This is a genomic window from Acidobacteriota bacterium, from assembly GCA_020845575.1.
Taxonomy (GTDB): domain Bacteria; phylum Acidobacteriota; class Vicinamibacteria; order Vicinamibacterales; family Vicinamibacteraceae; genus Luteitalea.
This window is the reverse complement of the sequence record JADLFL010000013.1, coordinates 30,446-51,150: the sequence shown is the minus strand read 5'-3', so window position 1 is coordinate 51,150 and position 20,705 is coordinate 30,446. Positions and strand designations below refer to the sequence as shown.

Annotated in this window: 19 protein-coding genes; 6 read left to right on the top strand and 13 right to left on the bottom strand. The window is 69.2% G+C overall.

What is annotated here, in order from left to right:
* Window positions 1–19 precede the first annotated feature (19 nt).
* Both IT182_03710 and IT182_03705 read right to left on the bottom strand, forming a co-directional pair.
* On the bottom strand, window positions 20–1,387 hold the full coding sequence (locus IT182_03710; protein MCC6162438.1) for a phosphomannomutase/phosphoglucomutase: 1,368 nt from the start codon (window positions 1,385–1,387) through the stop codon (window positions 20–22).
* Window positions 1,388–1,452: 65 nt separating this feature from the next.
* Window positions 1,453–2,505, bottom strand: coding sequence for an NDP-sugar synthase (locus tag IT182_03705; GenBank protein MCC6162437.1), 1,053 nt, complete (start codon window positions 2,503–2,505; stop codon window positions 1,453–1,455).
* A 74-nt stretch (window positions 2,506–2,579) separates the two neighbouring features.
* Between IT182_03705 and pgsA the strand changes: the two genes are divergently transcribed.
* Entirely contained in the window at window positions 2,580–3,152 is a 573-nt protein-coding gene (gene pgsA / locus IT182_03700) for a CDP-diacylglycerol--glycerol-3-phosphate 3-phosphatidyltransferase (GenBank protein MCC6162436.1), read from the top strand.
* On the opposite strand, the gene bamD is transcribed toward pgsA, so the two are convergent.
* From bamD to aroC, 9 genes are read right to left on the bottom strand one after another with little or no spacing between them, the layout of a single operon-like run.
* Window positions 3,112–4,071 carry an outer membrane protein assembly factor BamD gene (bamD, locus tag IT182_03695; GenBank protein MCC6162435.1) on the bottom strand — a complete coding sequence of 320 codons (960 nt, stop codon included), beginning with the start codon at window positions 4,069–4,071 and terminating at the stop codon, window positions 3,112–3,114. The genes pgsA and bamD overlap by 41 nt on opposite strands.
* Window positions 4,047–4,988 carry a GDP-mannose 4,6-dehydratase gene (locus tag IT182_03690; protein MCC6162434.1) on the bottom strand — a complete coding sequence of 314 codons (942 nt, stop codon included), beginning with the start codon at window positions 4,986–4,988 and terminating at the stop codon, window positions 4,047–4,049. Before IT182_03690 ends, bamD begins: the two co-directional genes overlap by 25 nt.
* On the bottom strand, window positions 4,985–5,377 hold the full coding sequence (locus IT182_03685; GenBank protein ID MCC6162433.1) for an acyl-CoA thioesterase: 393 nt from the start codon (window positions 5,375–5,377) through the stop codon (window positions 4,985–4,987). The genes IT182_03690 and IT182_03685 overlap by 4 nt, the downstream gene beginning before the upstream one ends.
* Before the next feature lie 5 nt (window positions 5,378–5,382).
* Window positions 5,383–6,066, bottom strand: coding sequence for a ribulose-phosphate 3-epimerase (locus tag IT182_03680; GenBank protein MCC6162432.1), 684 nt, complete (start codon window positions 6,064–6,066; stop codon window positions 5,383–5,385).
* Complete coding sequence (locus IT182_03675) at window positions 6,063–6,797, bottom strand: PASTA domain-containing protein (protein ID MCC6162431.1); 735 nt, start codon at window positions 6,795–6,797, stop codon at window positions 6,063–6,065. Before IT182_03675 ends, IT182_03680 begins: the two co-directional genes overlap by 4 nt.
* Window positions 6,797–8,143, bottom strand: a complete 1,347-nt coding sequence (locus tag IT182_03670) for a 16S rRNA (cytosine(967)-C(5))-methyltransferase RsmB (protein ID MCC6162430.1) — start codon at window positions 8,141–8,143, stop codon at window positions 6,797–6,799. The genes IT182_03675 and IT182_03670 overlap by 1 nt, the downstream gene beginning before the upstream one ends.
* Complete coding sequence (locus IT182_03665; protein ID MCC6162429.1) at window positions 8,140–9,087, bottom strand: methionyl-tRNA formyltransferase; 948 nt, start codon at window positions 9,085–9,087, stop codon at window positions 8,140–8,142. The genes IT182_03670 and IT182_03665 overlap by 4 nt, the downstream gene beginning before the upstream one ends.
* 21 nt (window positions 9,088–9,108) lie before the next feature.
* Window positions 9,109–9,618 (bottom strand): peptide deformylase, encoded by a 510-nt coding sequence (gene def, locus IT182_03660; protein ID MCC6162428.1) that lies wholly within the window; start codon window positions 9,616–9,618, stop codon window positions 9,109–9,111.
* Window positions 9,619–9,624: 6 nt separating this feature from the next.
* A complete protein-coding gene (gene aroC, locus IT182_03655) occupies window positions 9,625–10,839 on the bottom strand; it encodes a chorismate synthase (GenBank protein ID MCC6162427.1) in 1,215 nt (404 codons plus the stop codon).
* Window positions 10,840–10,979: 140 nt separating this feature from the next.
* On the opposite strand from aroC, the gene IT182_03650 reads away from it, so the two are divergent.
* The 5 genes from IT182_03650 (at window position 10,980) to IT182_03630 (ending at window position 16,367) form a co-directional block, all read left to right on the top strand.
* Window positions 10,980–13,124, top strand: coding sequence for a sigma 54-interacting transcriptional regulator (locus IT182_03650; GenBank protein MCC6162426.1), 2,145 nt, complete (start codon window positions 10,980–10,982; stop codon window positions 13,122–13,124).
* 10 nt (window positions 13,125–13,134) lie between these two features.
* Window positions 13,135–14,094: an ABC transporter permease gene (locus IT182_03645; protein ID MCC6162425.1), complete on the top strand. Its 960-nt coding sequence runs from the start codon at window positions 13,135–13,137 to the stop codon at window positions 14,092–14,094.
* Entirely contained in the window at window positions 14,091–14,888 is a 798-nt protein-coding gene (locus tag IT182_03640; GenBank protein MCC6162424.1) for an ABC transporter permease, read from the top strand. The genes IT182_03645 and IT182_03640 overlap by 4 nt, the downstream gene beginning before the upstream one ends.
* Window positions 14,889–14,961: 73 nt before the next feature.
* Window positions 14,962–15,573: a sigma-70 family RNA polymerase sigma factor gene (locus tag IT182_03635; GenBank protein MCC6162423.1), complete on the top strand. Its 612-nt coding sequence runs from the start codon at window positions 14,962–14,964 to the stop codon at window positions 15,571–15,573.
* Window positions 15,570–16,367 carry a zf-HC2 domain-containing protein gene (locus IT182_03630; GenBank protein MCC6162422.1) on the top strand — a complete coding sequence of 266 codons (798 nt, stop codon included), beginning with the start codon at window positions 15,570–15,572 and terminating at the stop codon, window positions 16,365–16,367. The genes IT182_03635 and IT182_03630 overlap by 4 nt, the downstream gene beginning before the upstream one ends.
* Before the next feature lie 150 nt (window positions 16,368–16,517).
* Here the strand turns inward: IT182_03630 and IT182_03625 are convergent, their stop codons facing one another.
* Together IT182_03625 and IT182_03620 are read right to left on the bottom strand one after the other, a co-directional pair.
* Window positions 16,518–18,740, bottom strand: a complete 2,223-nt coding sequence (locus IT182_03625; GenBank protein MCC6162421.1) for a hypothetical protein — start codon at window positions 18,738–18,740, stop codon at window positions 16,518–16,520.
* A 7-nt stretch (window positions 18,741–18,747) separates the two neighbouring features.
* Window positions 18,748–20,643 carry a hypothetical protein gene (locus tag IT182_03620; protein ID MCC6162420.1) on the bottom strand — a complete coding sequence of 632 codons (1,896 nt, stop codon included), beginning with the start codon at window positions 20,641–20,643 and terminating at the stop codon, window positions 18,748–18,750.
* Window positions 20,644–20,705: the final 62 nt, after the last annotated feature.

Here is a 20,705-nt window from a genome sequence, read left to right as displayed (position 1 = left end):
GTGAGGCGCGGGGCAGTGGCTACGCGCGGATCAGGGCGAGGATCTCGTCGCGGTGTTGTTCCATGAGGGGTTGCGACGTGGCTTCGAGGTTCAGCCGGAGGAGCGGCTCGGTGTTGGACTTGCGCACGTTGAAGTGCCAGTCGGGATACTCCACCGAGACACCGTCGAGATGGTAGACGTGGCCGTCGGCGAAGCGGGCCGTGATCTCCGCGATGCGCGCGTCGGCGTCGGCCATGCTCGGGAGCTTCGTGTTGATCTCGCCCGAGATGAAGTACTTCGCACGGAGCGGCGCGAGGAGTTCTGCGAGCGTCTGGCCCTTGCGTGACATCAGTTCGAGGATCAGCAGCACGGGGATGAAGCCGTTGTCGGCGTACCAGTTGTCCCGGAAGTAGTAGTGTCCCGTGACTTCGCCGCCGAAGATCGCGTTCTCGGCGCGCATGCGTTGCTTGATGAACGCGTGTCCCACGCGGCTCATGAGCGCCGTGCCGCCGTACCGTTCGACGATGTCCCTGACGGCGTAGCTGGCGCGGACGTCGTAGATGATCTTCTCGCCAGGCGATTTCATCAGGAACGCCTCGGCGAGCAGCGCCGTCACGAAATCGCCCGCGACGAAGTCGCCCGTGCCGTCGATGAAGAAGCACCGATCCGCATCGCCGTCCCAGGCGATGCCGATGTCGGCGCCTGTTTGGAGGACCGTGGCAGTCGCGGTCCGGCGGTTCTCTTCGATGAGCGGGTTGGACTCGTGGTGCGGGAACGTGCCGTCCACCTCCATCGCGACGTGCGTGGTGCGGCACGGCAGCCGCTCGAAGATCTTCGGACCGATCAATCCGCCCATGCCGGAGCCGGCGTCGAGCACGCACTTGAACGGAGTGATGATCGCCGGGTCGATGAAGCCGAAGATGTGCGCGAGGTACGCGTCGATCACGTCGCGGCGCTCGTACGCGCCACGCGCCGGTGTGCCTGGCGGCAGTTCGCGAGCCATGATCATCTCGCGAATCTCCTTGATGCCGGCGTCGCCGCTCAGGGGACGCGCCTCCCGAGACACGAGCTTGACGCCGTTGTACTCCTTCGGGTTGTGCGAGGCCGTGATCTGCGCGCCACCGTCGAGTCCGTCGCGGCACACCGCGAAGTACATCACGTCGGTGGGCAGCATCCCGTAGTCCACCACGTCGCAGCCCTGCTGCCGCGCGCCTTCGATCAGCGCGTCGGCCAGACCAGGCGACGAGGTGCGCATGTCGCGCGACACGCCGATGCGACGTGCCTTCAGGTAGGTGACAAAGGCGCCGCCGATATCGTGGGCGGCCGTCTCGTTCATTTCCGACGGATACAGCCCGCGTACGTCGTACGCCTTGAAGATGCTGGGATCGACCACGTTCACGTCTGCCATGACACTGCGCGTCCTGCTACCGGGTACGTTGGGGGAGTCGCGCGACCTCCGCGTCGCGCGACGGCTCAGAGCCTGCTGAAGTCGGTCACCGTGGGGCGATCGCCGAGCATCCGCCCCTGGCTCACCACCGAACTGCGTCCGATGTGGCTGTTGCGGCCCACGAGGGCGCCGTCGACGGTGGCGTCGGCGCCGATCACCGAGTTGGCCCAGACCACCGAGTCGCGCACCTGCGCCTGCTCGTCGATCTGCACCTGCCGGCCGATCACCGCGTACGGACCGACGCGGGCACCTGCCTTGATCACCACGCCCTCGTCGAGGAAGCACGGCCCCTCGATGTGCACGTCACGCTCGATGCGCGCGCCGAGATCGACGATGCCGCCGGCGCGATCGAGGAACGGCGCGGCATGATAACGGCCGTCCATGATGTCGCGATGGACCTGCCGGTACTTCTCGGGCGTGCCGATGTCGATCCAGTACCCGTCGTTGACGTAGGCGACGAACCGTTCGCCGTTGGCGACGAGCGACGGGAAGTACTGCCGCTCGATCGAGTACGCCTCGTTGTCGGGAATGCGGTCGAGCGTCTCGGGCTCGAGCACGTAGATGCCCGCGTTGATCGTGTTGACGGTGATCTCGTCCTGGCCGGGCTTCTCGAGGAAGCGCTGCACGTTGCCGTCGGCGTCCGTTTCCACGAGCCCGTAGGCCGACGGATTCTCCACAGGCGTCAGGACGATCGTTGCCTTCGCCTGTGCCGCACGGTGTCGCGCAATCACGGCCTGCAGGTCGATCGCCTGGAGGACATCGCCGTTGAGGACGATCACCGAGTCCTGCACGGTCTGCGCGGCGTACTTGATCGCGCCGCCCGTGCCGAGCGGCTGCGGTTCCACCGCGTACGAAATCTTGATGCCGAGCGCTTCGCCGTCGCCGAACGTCTCCTCGATGCGGCGCGGCTGGTAGTTCAGGCTGAGGATTACCTCGGTGACCTCAGGCACCTGACGCAGCTGATCGAGCTGGTACATCAGGAACGGCCTGTTGAAAATCGGAACGATGGGCTTCGGGGTGTGGAGTGTCAGCGGGCGCAGGCGCGTGCCCTTACCGCCTGCCAGAAGAATGGCCTTCATTTCAGAACACGATGATAGCGCACGTCCCGGCAGCCCTTCCGTCGCCGGGTACAATGGCCCCGCACCTGCCGATGCTGAACCTCCCGAACACGCTCTCGATCGTGCGCATCGTGCTGGTGCCGCTGCTGGTGGTGGTGATGCTCACGCCGCCGCGGAGCTGGGACTGGACCGGCGTCCACAGCGACTTGCTCGGCGCGCTGATCTTCGCGCTGGCCTCGCTCACCGATTTCTTCGACGGCTGGCTCGCGCGCCGCCGGCGGCAGGTGACGGCCGTTGGCGAGTGGCTCGACCCGCTGGCCGACAAGCTGCTCGTGCTCGGTGCGCTGATCTCGCTCGTACAGCTCGATCGCGCGCCCGCCTGGATGGTGACGATTATCGTGGGGCGGGAGCTGGCGGTGACCGGATTGCGCAGCGTGGCCACGGCGCGAGGCGTGGCCATGCCCGCTTCTGATCTCGGGAAGGGGAAGATGGCTGCGCAGGTGACGGCCATCCTCGGCCTGCTGCTCGCGCCAAGCGTCCCGTTCCCCCTCGACTGGGTGGGGCCCGTGGCGCTGTGGGTGATGCTCGCGCTCGCGGTGTGGTCCGGGGTGGACTACTACCGCCGCTTCAACGACGTTCTGAGGAAGGAACCGCCGTCTTCGGTTTGACATCCACCGCCGGCGTGGCGGGCGACGCGATGATCGGTGTGCCATCCGGTGTCGGTACCGGTGCAGCCGGAGATGTGACGCTGGCCGGCGATCCCTCGGGCGTCCCCGGCGTGCGCTGCGACATGATCGTCTGGACCCGATCGCGCAGCGCCGCACCCTTCACCAGGAACTCGCTCTCTTCGAACTCGGCCTGGAGGCGGTCCAGCAGCGGGAGCGCTTCGGCTTCCAGGCGGACGGCCACGAGCGAGTCGGCGAGGTAGTAGTACACGGCGTCGCGGTTGGTGAACTGCGCGTCCTCCTGCAGCACCTGGCGGAACCGCGAGATCGCGCCCGGATACCAGCGCGATCGATGGTAGAAGAAGCCGACCTTGTAGATCGACTCGCTCATGCGATCGCGTGCGATTCGCTCCTTCTCGATCACCTCCGGCAGCAGCGCGCTGTTCGGGTACCGCTGGCGGAACGCTTCGAACTGCTCGAGTGCGGCGCGCGTTTCCGTCTGGTCGCGTTCGGCCTTCGGCATCTGGTCGAAGTGCGTCATCGCGAGCTTGTATTGCGCGTAGTCGGCCCTGGTATGGGTGGGGAAGTACGACAGGAATTCCTGGAACTCGCGTTCGGCCCGGAGCTTGCCCTCCGTCGATCCGTCCTTCAGGTACGCGTCACCGAGTCCGAGCTTGGCGTCGGCACGAAGCGGGCTCTGGGGATAGCCGTCGACCAGTTGCTGGAAGTACTCGCGCGCGGTGAACCACTTGCGGTCCTCGATCGCGGCCATGCCCTGTTCGTACAGGTATTTGTCGGGTTCGCTGATGCCCGTCGGGATGTTGGTACGCTTGGCCGCGCACGCGGCGGTCACGACCACCATCGCCGCCACGGCCATGCGTACCACCGTCGTCCGTATCATGCTCGTGTGCTGCGTAGCCATGCGTACTCTTCTGCCAATCCCTGTTCCAGCGTGACGGACGGCGCGAAGCCGAGGTCGGCCGCGGCGCGGCTCGTGTCGGCGTACGTATCGCGCATGTCGCCCTTCTGTGACGGCTGCTGGTCAATCGTCACAGGACGACCGACGACATCGCCGATGATTTCGAACACCCGGTTGACCGTGACGCGCGAACCGCCGCCGATGTTGTAGACGCGGCCCGGCACCCCTGATGTGCCCGCGGCCATCGTTGCGGCGACGGCATCGGCAACGAACGTGAAGTCGCGCGTCTGCTCGCCATCGCCGTAGCGCGCGAGCGGACGACCGTCCATGACCGCCGACAGGAAGCGATGGAAGCCCATGTCGGGCCGCTGCCGGGGACCGTACACGGTGAAGTAACGCAGCGCCACGAAGGGCACCCCGTGGTTCACGTGGTACAGGTGTCCGAGGTGTTCGGCGGCCAGCTTCGAGACGCCGTACGGCGAGACGGGCTGCAGGCGCTGGTCTTCACGCATCGGGATCGCGGCCTCGTCGCCGTACACCGACGACGTCGAGGCATAGACGATCCGTTCGACCGGGCGGCCGGCACACGCCTCGAGCAGGCGTTGCGTTGCGGAGATGTTGTTGCTGACGTAGACGTCGAAGTCACGACCCCAACTCTTGCGCACGCCGGCCTGCGCGGCGAGGTGGAAGACGTGCGTGACTCCGTCCAGCAGCGCGTCGAGGTCCGTTGTCAGCAGGTCGTCCTCGACGAACCTGAAGCGCGACGACCGGCGGGCCGTCGCGAGGTTGCCTTCCTTGAGCGCGCGCGGGTAGTAGTCGGTGAAACAGTCGACACCGACCACCTCGACGCCGCGCTCCAGCAGTCGGTCGGTGAGCGTCGAGCCGATGAACCCGGCCGCTCCTGTGACGAGTGCCCTCACGCGAAGATCTCCCTCAGCGCCACAGGCAGGCGGCAGGGCCGCCCGTCACGAGTGACGGGGACATGAAGGGTCCGCGCCGTGGCCAGGACACGAAGGTCGGCCAGGCGGACCAGCTCATACGAGAACTCGACCCTGACGCCGCTCGCCATTCGGCCTGCGGTGCGGATCTCCAACTCGTCATCGTACCGCGCCGGCTGCTGATATCGGCATGTGGCTTCGATCACCGGCAGGCTGATGCCGTCGGCTTCGAGTGCCTTGTAGCTCCAGCCGACCTGTCGCAGGAGCTCGACGCGCCCCACTTCGAACCAGGCGAAGTAGTTGCCGTGGTAGACCACGCCCATCTGGTCCGTTTCGGCGTATCTGACGCGGATCCGCGTCTGTCCCGCCACGCCACTCATCGTGTCGTACGTGCGTGCCAGCCGCGGTCGCCCGCGGTGCGGAGGTCCGCGATGGCCCGGGCGGCGTCGGCCGCGCCGAACACAGCCTGGCCGGCGACGAGGACGTCGCCGCCAGCGGCCGCCACGCGTTCGGCCCGCGCCGGATCCACGCCACCGTCGACGGTCACGAGCGCCCGGCTCCCTGTCGCGTCGAGCAGATCGCGCAGCCGGCGCAGTCTGTCGTAGGAACGCTCGATGAAGGTCTGCCCGCCGAATCCCGGGTTGACCGTCATCAGGATCACCAGATCCAGATCCGGGGCGATGTCTGTCAGAGCCTCGAGCGGCGTGGCGGGATTGATCGCCACGCCCGCCTTCACGCCGTTGTCCTTGATACGGTGGACGAGCCGGTGCAGATGGGGCGTGGCTTCGACATGGACGCACACCGACGCCGCACCCGCGCGTGCGAACGCGTCGACGTAGTGCTCGGGCTCGACGATCATCAGGTGAACGTCGAGCGGCAGTGGAGACACCCTGGCCAGCGCGGCGACCACAGGCAGGCCGATACTGATGTTGGGCACGAAGCGGCCGTCCATCACGTCGACGTGGATCCAGTCGGCGCCGCCGTCTGCCACCAGACGCACGGCGTCTCCGAGGGCCGCGAAGTCGGCGCTCAGTACGGATGGCGCGATCAGCACGCTCATCGACTCACCTCGAGGGAGATGGCATCACCGGGGGCGATCTGGAAGCCACCGAGCGGCGATTGCCTCAGGACGATACCGGGGGGGACACCGGGGTAGGGTTGCTCGGCCACGAGCGCGACGCGGAACCCGCGCCCGCGCAGGAGCTGTGCGGCCTGCGACGCGCTGACGCCAATCAGATCGGGCATCACATACGTGGCGCCTCGTTCCCCGCGGTTCACCAGGAGCGCCACCGTATCGGCGGCGGACCCGGGGAGCGGGTTCTGCGCCACGACGACACCGGCAGGGAAGACCGACGACCGGATCGCCGACAGGCTCCTGATCCCGATGCCTTCGCTCTCGAGCCGCAATTGTGCGGTGCGTTCGGTCAGCCCGGAGACGGCGGGTACGCGGCTCACAGTCGGACCGGCGCTGAGCCACACCTTCACGCTGCGCGGACGGCGGGCCGTGCTGCCGGCCAGCGGGTCCTGCGCCAGAATCAGTCCCGCCGGTACTCTGGGATCGGAACGCCGCGCTTCTTCCACCTTGAGCGGCAACCCGAGTTCGGTCAACGACGTGCTGGCCTGATTGACGCTGCGGCCCAGGAGATCGGGCACGCGGACGTCCCGCGTCCGGAGCGCGAGACGCATCGCCATGCCGAATGAGACGGCATACGTGACGGCCAGCAGTGCCAGCAGCGCCAGCAGCTTCCCCAGGCCCCACACCCGTCCGGTGAACCCGCGGCGCGCCTCCATCAGTCGTCGATCTTACCCGCGACGCGCAGCGCGACGGCATGGAAGGCGTCGAGTCCGTGGGCGTGCGGCCACGTTCGCAGCGCACCATCCGCGGTGAGCAGGGGAGTCATGGTCGGCGGCAGTCCGGCGTGTCGCAGGTCCACGCGCGCGAGGTCGGGGTGGGCGCGAAGGACGTCGGCGATGAGCGACTCGTTCTCTTCGGGCTCGCTCGAGCATGTCGCGTAGATGAGCGTGCCTCCGGGACGCATCGCGCGACGCCCCTCCTCGATGAGCGCGCGCTGCACGGCGACGAGCGCCGGCAGGTCCGCGGCGGTGCGCCGCCAGCGGACGTCGGGGTCGCGGCGCAGGGTACCGAGCCCGGAGCACGGTGCATCGATCAGCACGGTATCGAGCGACGCATCGAAGGGCAGGCGGCTTGCGTCACTCCGCAGCACGGCCACGCGGCGTTGCCGTGCGCGGGCGAGAGTCTGTGCCAGAAGGGTCACGCGTCTTGCGCGCAAGTCGCTTGCGATGAATCTGACGTCGGCCCCTGTCCGCGACGCCATGGCAAGCGTCTTGCCCCCTGGCGCGGCGCACGCGTCGAGCACGCGCCCGCGTGCCACGCAGGCCGCGACGAGGCCGACAGCCGCCGACGCCTCGTCCTGTGCGTAGACACGGCCCGTGGCCAGGAGGCCGATGGCATCGCGTCCGCTCGTCAGCGTGAGTCCGCCGGGGACGTAGCGCGTCGGCTCGCCCTCGACGTCGTCGTGGTTGGCGCCGTCGGTGCGCCAGACCGTGACGTCAGCAGGCGTGTTGTCGTAGCGGACCCACGCCTCGGTCGCGTCGTACCCGAATCTGTCGAGCCACCGTTCCACGAGCCACGCGGGATGAGATTGGGCGATGGCGAGGTACGCCAGTGCCTGCGGTCGCCAGCGCGGATCGTCGACAGGCACGCGTGGCGGCTCGGGGAGTTGCGGCATGCCCTCGCGTGCCACGCGTCGCAGGACGGCGTTCACCATCCCCGACGCACTCCGGCGCGGACCGCGCTTCACGATCTCCACGCCATCGTGGACCACCGCCGACGCCGGCGTTCGCGTGGCGTGCCACAACTGATACAGACCGAGTCGAAGCGCGGTGCGCACCTCGGGATCGAGGTCCGCGGGCTGCCTGCCGGTGCGTGCATGAATGGCGAAGTCGAGCGCGAGGCGCCAGCGTTGGACGCCCGTGGCGAGTTCGGTGAGCAGGGCCCTGTCGCGCGCGTCGGCGAGGCCGGCGTGTGCCTGTGCCAGTGCCGTCGGCAGATCGTGCCGTCCGGCGTCGACGGCAACGAGCACGTCGGTGGCCGCTCGCCGTGCGGGGGCGATCATGCGTGCGGGCCGGCCACGATCGGCAGCGGGCTGCGCCGGCCCTGCAGCCACTCACGCGCGGTCATCACGCGTTTCCCCGCGGGCTGCACCTGGCGCACGCGCAGTGCCGTGCCGTCGCCGCACGCGAACACCGCGGCGTCGCCGTCGCGATCGATGAGGTCGCCCGGGCCCGCGGCGCCAGCGGCACGCGCGTCGACGGTGGCTTCGCGGATCACCACGCGCTGACCGTCGACGAACGTGAACGCGCCCGGCCACGGCTGCATGCCGCGGACGTGGCGGTCCAGTTCGGCCGCGGGTCGCGTCCAGTTGATGAGTCCATCCTGCTTTTCGATCTTCGGGGCGAGCGTCGCCTTCGAATCGTCCTGCGGTTCCTCGGCGACCGTCTCACCCTGACCCATCCTGTCGACCACGTCACGCAGCAGATGCGCGCCGGCCACCGCCAGGCGGGTTTCGAGCGTCCCGGCCGTGTCGTCGGGGGCGATCGGCAGTTCGACGCGCCCCAGCATCGCACCGGCGTCGAGCGCCAGCACGACACGCATGATCGTCACGCCGGCCACGCGATCGCCGTCGAGCACGGCTCGCTGAATCGGCGAGGCACCGCGCCAGGCGGGCAGCAGCGACGCGTGGACGTTGATGAGACCGCGCGGAGGGATGTCGAGCAGGGCCTGCGGCAGCAGGCGACCGTACGCGGCCACCACGCCGAGATCGGCACGCCATTCGCGAAACGCCGCGAGGAACGCCTCGTCGCCAAGGCGCGTTGGCTGCAGCACCGGCACGCCCGCCAGTCGCGCCCGCTCCTTCACCGGCGACTCGCTGACCTGCTGTCCTCGCCCGCGCGGACGATCGGGCTGGGTCACGACGCCGACGACGTCGTGCTCGGAGGCCAACAGGGCGTCGAGCGTCGGCACGGCGAACGCCGGCGTGCCGAAGACCGCGATGCGCAAGCGCGTCATGTCAGGACGTCCTCACCATTTCCCGGCGTTCCTCAGGCGCGCGATGCGGCGCGTCAGCACCCACCGATATTCGGGACGGAGCCTGTCGAGAAAGAGGATCCCGTTCAGATGGTCGACCTCATGCTGGATGACGCGGGCCAGCAGGCCCTCGGCGTGAATCTCTCTGACGTCGCCGTCGCGATCCATCGCGCGCACCGTGAGACGGAGCGGACGCGGCACCGTCGCCTCGACACCGGGCACGCTCAGGCAGCCTTCTTCCTTCAACTGCAGGCCGCCGCGCTCGATGACGTCGGGATTGATGAGCACCATCGTCTGATCCGGTCGTCTGCCGCCCGACAGATCGACGAGGCAGACGCGCACGGATGCGCCGACCTGCGGAGCCGCCAGTCCCACGCCCGACGCGTGCTGCATTGTCTCGCGCATGTCGTCGATGAGCGAGTCGATGTCTGGCGTGAGGGCGGCGACGGGGGCCGCCTTCCGCTGGAGTACTGGCGCGCCGTAGCGCAGGATTGGCCGGCGCATCGCGCGTCAGGCGTCGGCAGCCGCCGACCGGAAGCGGCGGGTCACGCGCGCCTGTGCGTGGGCCACCGCGGCGCGGATGTCGTCAAGCGTGTCGCCGCCGAAGCGTTCGAGGATGGCGTCAGCGAGCACGAACGCCACCATCGCCTCACCGACGACGGCCGCTGCGGGCACGGCACACACGTCACTGCGTTCGATCGCCGCGGGCGACTCCTGCATCGTCTGCAGGTCTACCGAGCGCAGCGGCTTCATCAGCGTGGAAATCGGCTTCATGTAGCCGCTGACGCGCAGGTCCTCCCCGTTGGTCACGCCGCCTTCGAGCCCGCCGGCGCGGTTGGTCGGACGCACCACGCCAAGCGCGCGGGGCGCATCGTCTGTCGGCAACAGGATCTCGTCGTGAACCTGCGATCCCGGGACCGTGGCGACGCCCACGCCCTTGCCGAGTCCCACCGCCTTGATCGCGGGGATGGACATCACGGCCTGCGCGAGGCGGCCGTCGAGTTTGCGGTCCCACTGCACGTGCGATCCCAGTCCTGCCGGGAGGCCGCGCACGATCACTTCGAACGCGCCGCCGAGCGTGTCTCCCGCCGCGCGCGCCGCGTCGATCGCCTCGATCATGTGCTGCTGCAGGGTTTCGTCCACGCAATGGAGCGGCGCCTCGTCGTCGATCGCTGCCACCTGCTCGAACGTGTACGCCAGCGGATCGCCGGCTGTCACCGGACCGAGCGTGAAGACATGGCTCACCACCTGGATGTCGAGCGCGGCGAGCAACTGACGTGCGAGCGCGCCGACGGCCACGCGCGCAGCGGTCTCGCGGGCACTGGCGCGCTCGAGGATGTCGCGCATGTCCGCGCGGTCGTACTTCAGCGCCCCTGCCAGATCGGCGTGCCCGGGACGTGGCCGCGTTACCGGGGCGCGACGCGCACCCGTGGCGTCAGCCGGCGCGTCCGCACCGACGTGCATCGTCTGCTGCCAGTTCTTCCAGTCGCGATTGCGGATGAGCATCGCGACAGGGCTGCCGAGCGTGACACCCTTGCGGATGCCGCTAAGGATCTCCGCCGTGTCGGTCTCGATCTGCATGCGCCTGCCGCGGCCATAGCCCAGTTGTCGGCGCCGCAGGTCGTGTGCGAGCAGGTCCTGATCGATCGGCAGGCCCGCTGGCAGTCCGTCGACCGTTGCCAGGAGGGCCTGTCCGTGTGATTCACCTGCCGTGAGGAAGCGCAGCATCGGCGACGATTCTACTTCCTGCTGCGTTACGAGGGTCCGGGGTGTGCAGATTCCGCAGCGTCCTGCCACCGAATCGCGCATTTCCGCCGCTATTGCGCGTCATGCGCGCTGGCGAGCCCCTTGCTCTGGACCGTGGCATGTCGCGAGTGCCTGTCGTGGCCTCCGGTCTGCGCGTCGGACGGCTGCTGGAAACGTCCGAGGGACTGTTCGACCTCGCCACCGGATGGCGCGTCCGCCTGGTCACGACGATCGTGCCGCACGACGCCGTCCAGGCATGGCGGCCGTCGCAACGCGTGGGGGGGCGGCGCATCCCGCCATCAGACGTGTGTCTCGACAGCTGGCTCACGCGCGATGTCATGGGGCGCTGGGTCGCACGCGCCGCGATTGCCACGGGCCCGGTGCCGCCGGCCGCGCCCAGTGGCCGGCACGAGGCTCCCATCGCCCGGCCGGCGGACTGGACGACCCATCGCATAGGCGTGACGACCATATACGACGTGGAGGACTGGTACCGTCTTGCGTGCATGGCGATGCGCGCGGGATTGACGCCCGTCGTGCTGCCGATGCTCGTCGTGCTGCAGCACACGCCAGGCGCCGCGCATCCGGCACGGTGCCCGCCCGTGTTCGTGGCGGTCCCGGCTGACGACGCTTGTCGCGCCCGCGATGTGTTGATCGCGTGGACGGTCGCCGGGGGACGGGTCGCCGCGATCGCGCGCCAGTCGCCGTCATCGGCGTCGTGGCCCGCGGCGTCGTTGCACGCGCGCACTCCCTGCCCGCCGCCGCGGCGGGTTCTTCACCACGCAGCACATGCGCGTCTCGTTGGCCGAGCGTGGCGCGCCTCGTCGGAGGCTCCGGCGTGCCCAGCGTTCTCATGGGTCGCCGCCCCCGCAGGAGATCGTGCTCTCATGACGCACCTGGAACTGCTGGATGTCAGCGCGCAGGTGGACGATGCGCGCCGGGATGAGGACGCTCTGTCGATCGCGTGCCGGGCGGTGCGCAGGCACACGCGGGCACGCGCCGCCGGGATCCTCGTGCGGACGGGCGGCGCCGTTCGCGCCGTGGCACGCGACGGAGACACCGCCGCCGTCGAGGCCTGGTCGCGACTCGCCGTCCTCGACGGCGTCGACTCGCTGGTGGCCGCCGACGGATGGTTCGCGGTGGGCCGTCACGAGTCGAGTGACGGAACGACGGTGCATGTCGGTGGGACGTGGGCGTCGCGTGAGGCGGGACTCGATCACCAGCCACTGCTGACGGTGTTTGCCAGACTGGTGGCGCCGCGCGTGTGTGCGCTGCCGCCGCCGCCGCGCGCGGCCGCGCCTGGCCTGGAGCAGACGCTGGTCGGCAGCAGCGCGACGATGCAGGACGTACGCGCGCAGATCGCACTGGCGGCGCGCGCACCATTTCCCGTGTTGATTCGAGGTGAGAGCGGGTGCGGCAAGGAACTGGCGGCGCGCGCGATTCACGGGCTCGGACCGCGTCGGCATCGCCGGTGCGCGGCGATCAACTGCGCGGCGTTGCCAGACGAACTGATCGAGTCCGAGTTGTTCGGCCACGTGCGCGGTGCGTTCACCGGTGCCGCCGCCGATCGTGTCGGCCTGTTCGATGACGCCGATGGCGGGACGCTCTTCCTCGACGAGGTCGGCGAACTCGGTGCGCGAGCCCAGGCGAAGCTGTTGCGCGTACTGCAGGACGGGGAAGTGCGTCGCGTGGGCGAGAACCAGTCACGCCGGGTCGACGTCCGCGTGATCGCCGCGACCAACGTGTCGCTCGAAGACGCCGTGCGGCGGGGGACGTTCAGGGCCGACTTGTTCTACAGGCTCGACGTCGTGCGCGTGCGCATGCCGGCGTTGCGCGAACGCCGCGAGGACATCCCCGAACTGGCCCGTCATCTGTGGCATGACTGCACGGCACGCGTCGGGAGTCGTGCGCGACTCGAGGCACGCGTGCTCGACGCACTCTCGCGACAGGACTGGCCCGGCAATGTCAGGCAACTGCAGAACACGCTGGCGGCGCTGGCTGTCCGCGTGCCGCCGCGCGGGCGCGTCACCGTCGACGATCTGCCCCCTGACGCCCGACGCACCGAGACCACGAATTACCTGTGCCGCTCGGGGCTGGAGGCGGCGCGACGGGAGTTCGAAGCGACGTACGTCCGCGAAGCGCTGACACGCGCGGGCGGACGGCCGTCCCTGGCCGCCCGGGACCTGGGACTGACGCGTCAGGGACTGAGCAAGCTCGTACGGCGGCTCGGTCTCGATGAGGAAGATGCCGACTCTCGACTACCATAGCGGCCGATTCATGCTGCGCTTCCTGCTCCGTCGGCTCGTGTTGACCGTGCCGGTCCTGCTCGGCGTGGCGACGCTGGTCTTCGCGCTGATCCACATGGTGCCCGGGGACCCCGCGGTGTCGATGTTGGGCGAGGCGGCCACGCCGGCCGACGTGGCCGCGTTGCGCGCGAAGTTGGGGCTCGACGATCCGCTGCCGACGCAGTACGCGCGGTTCCTCCGCGACGCGATTGGTGGGCAACTGGGGCAGTCGCTGCGGACCGGGCGTCCCGTGACGACCGAACTGGCCGAGAAGCTGGGCGCGACGGCATTGCTGGCCGTCACGGCCATGGTCGTCGCGATCGCCGTGGCTCTTCCGCTCGGCATCCTCGCCGCCGTGCGAGCGAACACGTGGGTGGACACCCTGGCGATGACACTGGCTCTCGTCGGAGTGTCGATGCCGAATTTCTGGCTCGGCCCCTTGCTCGCATTGCTGTTCGGCGTGCATCTGGGCTGGTTGCCCATTTCTGGACGTGGCCCCTCGTCGGAGATGCTGATCGCGTCTGTTCCGCGCGTGCCGCCGGCGTATCTCGTGTTACCGGCACTTACGCTGGGGCTCGCGCTGGCGGCGTTCCTGGCGCGGATGACGCGCGCATCGCTGGTGGAGGAACTCCGCGAGTTGTACGTGCGCGCCGCGCGTGCGCGGGGTCTGTCCGCGTCACGCACCGTGCTGCGTCATGCGCTGCGCAACGGGCTGATCCCCATCATCACGATCGTCGGCCTGCAGTTCGGCGCGGTGCTCACGGGGACGATCGTCACCGAGACGATCTTTGCGTGGCCCGGGCTCGGCCGGCTCCTCATCCAGTCGATCCAGTTCCGTGACTACCCGATGGTGCAAGGCTGCATTCTGCTCATCGCCGTCACGTACGTCGCGGTCAACCTGCTGACCGACCTCGCGTACGGATTCGCCGATCCCCGGATTCGGTACGAATGAACTTGCGGATCGGGTTGGCGCTCGTGGTGGCGATCGCGGTGGCGGCCCTCGCCGGCCCGTGGCTCGTGTCAGCCGATCCGCGCACGCAGGAGCTCACGCTGAGACTCGCCGGTCCCACATGGGCGCATCCGCTGGGGCTCGACGAACTCGGACGCGACATCCTGTCGCGCCTGCTCGCCGGCGCGCGCGTGTCGCTGCTGGTGGGTGTCACGGTCGTCACCGTATCGGCCATCGTCGGCGTGCTCGTGGGAGGCGCGGCTGGCTACGCCGGCGGGTGGCTGGACACGCTCGTGGGCCGCGTCATCGACGTCCTCATGGCGTTCCCGGGCATCCTTCTCGCGATTGCGCTCGTGGCCGCACTCGGTCCGAACCTGCGGAACGTGGTGATCGCGCTGACGGCCATCGGCTGGGTGGGATACGCGCGACTGGTGCGCGGACAGGTCCTCAAGGCGCGCGAGTTCGAGTACGTCCAGGCGGCGCGCAGTCTCGGAGCGTCGGCGCCGAGGATCCTCCTGCGGCATGTCTTGCCGTCGGCGTACCCGGCTGTGCTCGTGCAGGCCACGCTCGGCATGGCGGGCGCGATTGTGGCGGAGGCCTCCCTGAGCTTCCTCGGTCTTGGAGTCCAGCCGCCGACGCCGAGTTGGGGGGCGATGCTCGACGCCGGCCGGAGCCACCTGCTCGATGCGCCGCATCTCACCATCGTCCCGGGGCTGGCGATTGCCTGCCTCGTGCTGGGGTTCAACGTCCTCGGCGACGGCTTGCGCGACGGGACAGACCCGCACCGCGCCAGATAGTCACCCTGCAGGGAACATTTACGCCCTTGCGGTGTCCAACCAGACATCGGTACGCTCAGGAGGTGACTGCCGGATGGCGGGAGAACTCTCGATGAAGCCCGTCACGCTCGATTGGGCGGGGCTTGGAGACGGCGAAGCAGCACTGGTGTCGCGCTGCCTGTCGGGCGACGAGCTGGCCTGCACGGAGCTTGTCGAGACTCACCAGCGCATGGTCTACCAACTGGCGTTCCATCTCCTTGGCGACAAGGAGGAGGCGCTGGATCTGTCGCAGGACGTGTTCCTCACGGTCTTCCGGATGCTCGATCGCTTCCGTGGACAATCCGCCCTGCGCACCTGGATCTACCGCATCGTCGTCAATCAGGCGCGTAACAGGCAGCGCTGGTGGCGTCGTCGCTACAGATCCGCGCAGGTCTCTCTCGACGCCCATGTGACCGAACACGGCGAGCTGCCATCACCCGGCGATGATTGCGGCCCCGAGAAGCTGCTCCGGCAGAAGGAACAGGCCGACAGGGTGTGGCGGGGGCTGCGCGAACTGCCGTTCGATCAGCGCACGGCCCTCATCCTGCGGGAGATCGACGGCCTCAGCTACGACGAGATCGCGTTCTCGCTCGACGTCGCCGTCGGCACGGTGAAGTCGCGACTGGCGCGGGCGCGTCAGTTGCTGCGCGCGGAGTTGCAGCCGTGACCGCCACTGGCCACATCACCGCGGCACGGCTCTCGGCGTTTCGCGACGGAGAGCTGTCGATCAGCGAGCACCTCGACGTCACGCAGCACCTGCGGGCCTGCCGCGCATGTCGCGAAGCCTTCGAGGAGTTGCAAGACCTTGGTGGTCTGCTGCGTCATCGAGCCTCGGTGATGTCTGCCGCCATGGGCGACGAGCCAGCGCGCCGGAACGTGGCGAGTGCCGTGGTGAGCCGCGTACTCGCCGAACAGGAGCAGTCGTGGCCCGTGCGCGTGCGCGCGGCCTTCGACGACATGCACCTTGTGTGGGCCGGACTGTGCGCGACGGCCGCGATGGTCGTCTGCGCGGGCCTCGCGGCCAGCCTGGTGCTTTTTGCGCCGGCCGCCGAGCGCGCCGACTCCCTCCGCGCGATGGTGACGATGATGGCGTTGTCGGGCACGGATTTGGAACCGTTGCCCCTGGCGCCTGGCATGCAGGCGCCGCGTGCCTCGGCCGAGGCCGTCACACCCCTGATGCTCGTCAACGACCTCTCGCTGGACACGGATCAGGACGTCGAGCTGGCACTCTCCGCGGTCGTCACGCGTGATGGACGGGTCGAGCAGACGCAGCAACTCGATGGCGCGCCGAACCTGACGCTCGTGCAGTCGCTGGAGGACTCGGCGCGGTTCCAGCCCGCCAGTCGGGCCGGCAGGCCCGTGGCCGTCAGCCTCGTATGGCTCGTGAGCCATACCACGGTCCGGCCGCCGATGGTGAAGCCGCAGTCGTCACGACGTGGCGCCGACGACATCGCGACGTAGCACGCCGATGCGGGCGCAGGGCCGGACTCGGAGAGCCGACCCTGCCAACACTCCGGGTATCTCCAGGAAGGTCGGCTAATCAAGCCTGGCCGACATCGCGGCATCTACGGTACGGCCGGCTCTCCGAGCCCGGCTGACGCCTGCCCGACGTCAGCGGCGGGGCGTCACTTCCAGCGTTGTGAGGTTGGCGAGGCTGTCGGTCGCCCGCAGCACGACAGGACCGTTCCCGACATCAGTCAGCGGGACCGTGAAGCGTTCCCGCAGGCTGTCGAGCGCGCCGTCATCGGGGAACAGCGAGCGCCATTCGCCGTTGCCGAGCAGCATGTCCACGCGGCCCAGCGTCGAGGTGGCGTCGATCACCTCGAAGGTCAGGGTCGTGCGGGGCGCCGCCGCCTTCGTTGCGGGCGGTTCGGTCACGCGAATCACCGGCGGCGTGTTGTCGATCGTGAACGGGCCGGTCTCGCGCTCGCCCTGGAGCGCGGCTCCCGACGGATTCGCCCTGCCGTCCGACGCCACGACGCGCACCATGTATCGGCCGTCGGGCAACTGCGACGTGTCCCACGTGAAGACCGTCCCCACGAGATCCGTGGCGATGTCGCGCCAGGCGTGCCCGCCGCCGCGACGCACCGAGACGCGATAGCGCAGGTCGTCGCTGTCGGGATCGTTGGCGTCCCACTGGAATGTCTGGAAGCCCTTCTGGAACAGGCGTCGTCCGACAGGCGCCGCCGTGGCCGTCGCAGGCGTGGCGGCGGCAATCGCCTGATCGCGCACGGGCGCGGGTGTGGTGGCCTGGTACCCCGCGAGGTCCGGAGGTTCCTGGGCGCCGAACGGCTGCTGGAAGACGACGCCCGGTGCGTGCAAGGTGAGCGACGTCAGCCGCGGACGTTGATTGCGCGGGAGATACGTGACCGTGACGTGATCCACGATGGGCGCACCGGCGAGATCGATCCTCCACTGCAGGTATCGTGCGGCGGGACTCGCGATGCGAAGTTCGCCTGCATCGTCGCGGGCGGGCACCCACGGTGCCCACGTGTCGTCGGGCGTCGACGTGTTGCCGCTGCGCGTAGCGAACCTGACGGTGCTCCCGGACGGCTGTTCACCCTCCCAGCGCACGACTCCCCATGTCGCCCCTGTTGCGGCGTCCTTCACATCCGAAGTGTACGAGCCCTTCGTCGCTGCGGTCCCCGCAAGTTCCACGAGCTTCCCTGGGTTCGACGCGGTGAGCAGGTATCCCGAGCCGCGCGGGAGGATGCGCGTCAACTGACGGCCGGGCACCTGCGCGATGCGCGCCGTGCGCACGGGATCGCCGTCGAGCGCGTACACCACGCCGTTGTCGGCCGAGACCAGCAGTCGCCCCGACGATGTCGGCAGCAGGTCGTACGGGAGTTCGCCCGTGGCTTCCCAGAACTGATCGACGAGTCCATCTGCCCCGAGCCTATACACGGCCCCCTTCGCCACGCCGTTGCCCGCGGTGCTCGTCGCGCCGCCAGACGGCGATGCACTGACGATGCTCGTCGTGTCGCCGATGGCCACGATCGTGACCTCCGTCGACACCGACGCGACAGGCGCCGTTGATGCCGTGGTCGGAGCCGGCTGCGCGGCGGCCGGAGAGGCCCCGGGCGAGCCGGCGAGCACCCAGATCGTGCCATCGACCGCCTGCCTGATGGCCTGGACCTGCGAGTGCGGGCCGTCGAGCAGTGCGAACGGCGATCCCCCGGCCGGCACGCGATACAGCCGTCCCGGGCTGTCTGTGCCGACGAGCAGGTCGCCATTGTCGGCCAGCAGCAGCGCCGTCACGTTGGCGGCTGCGCTCTCGAAGATGGTGGTCGGCTCGCCGCCGGTGCGCGGCAGGCGATACACGCGTCCCCTGCCGCCGGTGGCGACGTACACCTGCTGCTGCCGGTCGACGGCGAGCGCCCACACATACGTGTCCTCGGGATCGAAGAAGACCGTCGCGGTACCATCCGGCGCCACGCGATAGACCTTGCCGTCCGGCGAGGTCGCGGCGAGCAGGGCCCCGTCGTGCCAGGCCAGCGCGTGCACCTGCAGTTCGTCGCTGTCCCAGAATACGCGTGTGGTGGTGCCAGACAGCGCAAGGACCTGCCCCTCGTTGCCGGTGCCGGCGTACACGGTACCGTCGGGCGCCGTGACCGCGGTCCACATGGCCGGGGCCGCGTCCTCGTGGAGCACGCGGACATCGGGACCGAGCGAGAGCCGGCCGTCGCGCGTGATTGCGACGTGATCGCCGCGGCCCGCCATCCACTGGTCGCTGGTCCCCGTTTCCCAGCGGGAAGGACCGGCGGCGCGAACGGGAAGCACGACAACGGCCGTCGTGGCGGCGATCGTCAGGAACAGGCGTGACGCGTGTGTCATGTAACGCTTACGGAACGAGAGGAGTGATGGCGAGCGCGCGCTGGCCTGTGGCGACGGCATCGGCCGGGAGTTCCCATTCGCCGAGGACGACCTGATCGAGCGCCGTGGAGACGACGCCGGGCGTGGTGCCGAGGACCTGCATCACACTGCCGGGGAGCGCGGGCATGTCGCGGCCGTTGATCACAGAGCCCTGCGCCGGGCGGACGAGTCGGACGTACCACCTGTCGCCACGCCTCGCCTGGTTCAGCAGCGTCACAAGTTCGTCGACGCTGCGCGCCTGTTCGAGCGACCGGCGCCGCCCTTCGAGTTGCGCCAGAGACGAGCCGTCCACGATCTGCAGTTGCAGCAGGCCGGTGGTCGCGGCCGGAATGGGGATGGGCAGGCGATGGACCTGTGGGGCGCTCCTGTAACCGCGGGTCTCGACGAGGAGGGTCACCGTGTCTCCCGCGCGAGGCCGTGGTTCGGCAAGCCACACGCGGTCGAGGCGTGACGTGCGCTGGTGCTCGTCGCTGTCGAGTTCGAGCGAGATGCGGCCGACGCGTGGCGTGCCGAGATCGCTGCGCAGCACAGCGGCCAGCGGGGCCGCCAACGAGGCAGCCGCGGTGCCGACGGCGTTGTCGCCGCCGAACACGTTGTCGAGGTGAAGCGTCGTCGAGCCGATGGCCGCCGTGCCGCGGACGCGAATCGTCGAGGCCCCGACGTCGCGCTGGTAGGACTGCAGGACGTTGGCGACAGTGGCAAAGACGATCAGCGGCGAGAAGAGCGGATCCTCGCTCACCTCGAACGAGAACGATCGCGTGGCACCGCCGTTGGCACGCAGCCCGATGGTCATGGGAATCGTCTGCGGCGTGACGCCGATCGTGCCCGCGATGGCCGTGGCCCGATCCTGGTCCATCACGCCGAGGACGTCCCCGAGTTGCGCCAGCTTGATCGAGTTGGCGAGGCTCGGGATGACGGCCACGACGTGGGCGCGCGTCATCGGCAGGTGCGTGGGGCCGAGGTTGAAGAACGGATGGCCGAATGCCAGGACCCGTGGACCGTCGACGCTTGTCACCGTGCCCGTGGCACCGAGCGAGAGGTCGCCCCGCACCAGGCTGACGCCGACGGCGTCGCCGGGCTGCAGCGGAGATGCGTCAACTGGTGCTGCCGTATTGGCGAGGGCACCCTGCGCGTGGGCCGCACGGCCGGCGGCCCGTGACGACGATGCGCCGGCCGAGACGGGGGCGAATCCTGCTGCCGTCAGGGTGTCTGTGAGCCACGCACCGACCGAACCGGTGAAGCCACCCATGGAGAGCGGCGTGGCGATGGGGCGGAGAACGGGGCTCCCCGCGGCTTCCAGCCCCATGGCGCCCATCGCTGTTGCTTCGACGCGTACCCCGGCCCGTCCAGGGAACGACGCCAGGAACGCGTTGCGCAGTGCGTCGGGCGTGAGCGGCGTGTCGAGCGGGAACGCCGCGACCTGGCGTGGTGCGGTCCCGGCACCCGGACGCGTCGCGTCGGACATCTCGCCAATCGGCGTGATGCCCGCGATCGGCACCTTGGGGAACTGGCCCAGTGAATACGCCACGGCGCCCACGAGCCGGCCGTCGATATATACCGGGCTGCCGCTCATGCCGGCGATGACGCCCGTCTGTTCGAGGTTGGCCCCTTCGAGACGCGCGAGGATCACCTGCCGTTTCGGCCCGATGACATCGTCCAGTATCCCGAGGATGTGCGCGTTGAACGTCACGCGCTCGCCATCGTCCATGCGCGTGATGCCCTCGGCGACCTGGCCGCGGCGGATCTCGGACATGGGGAACGTTGCCACGCGTGCGGGCACGTCCACGCTCAACGACGCGAGCGCGACGACGGCCAGCACCAACCCACGAATCGGACCGGCGATGACCGGAGGCAGCTCGGGCACTGTGGTGTCGGTTATGACATGCGCCCCCGAGAGGGTCAAGCAAGCCGCCTCGAATCGTTGTT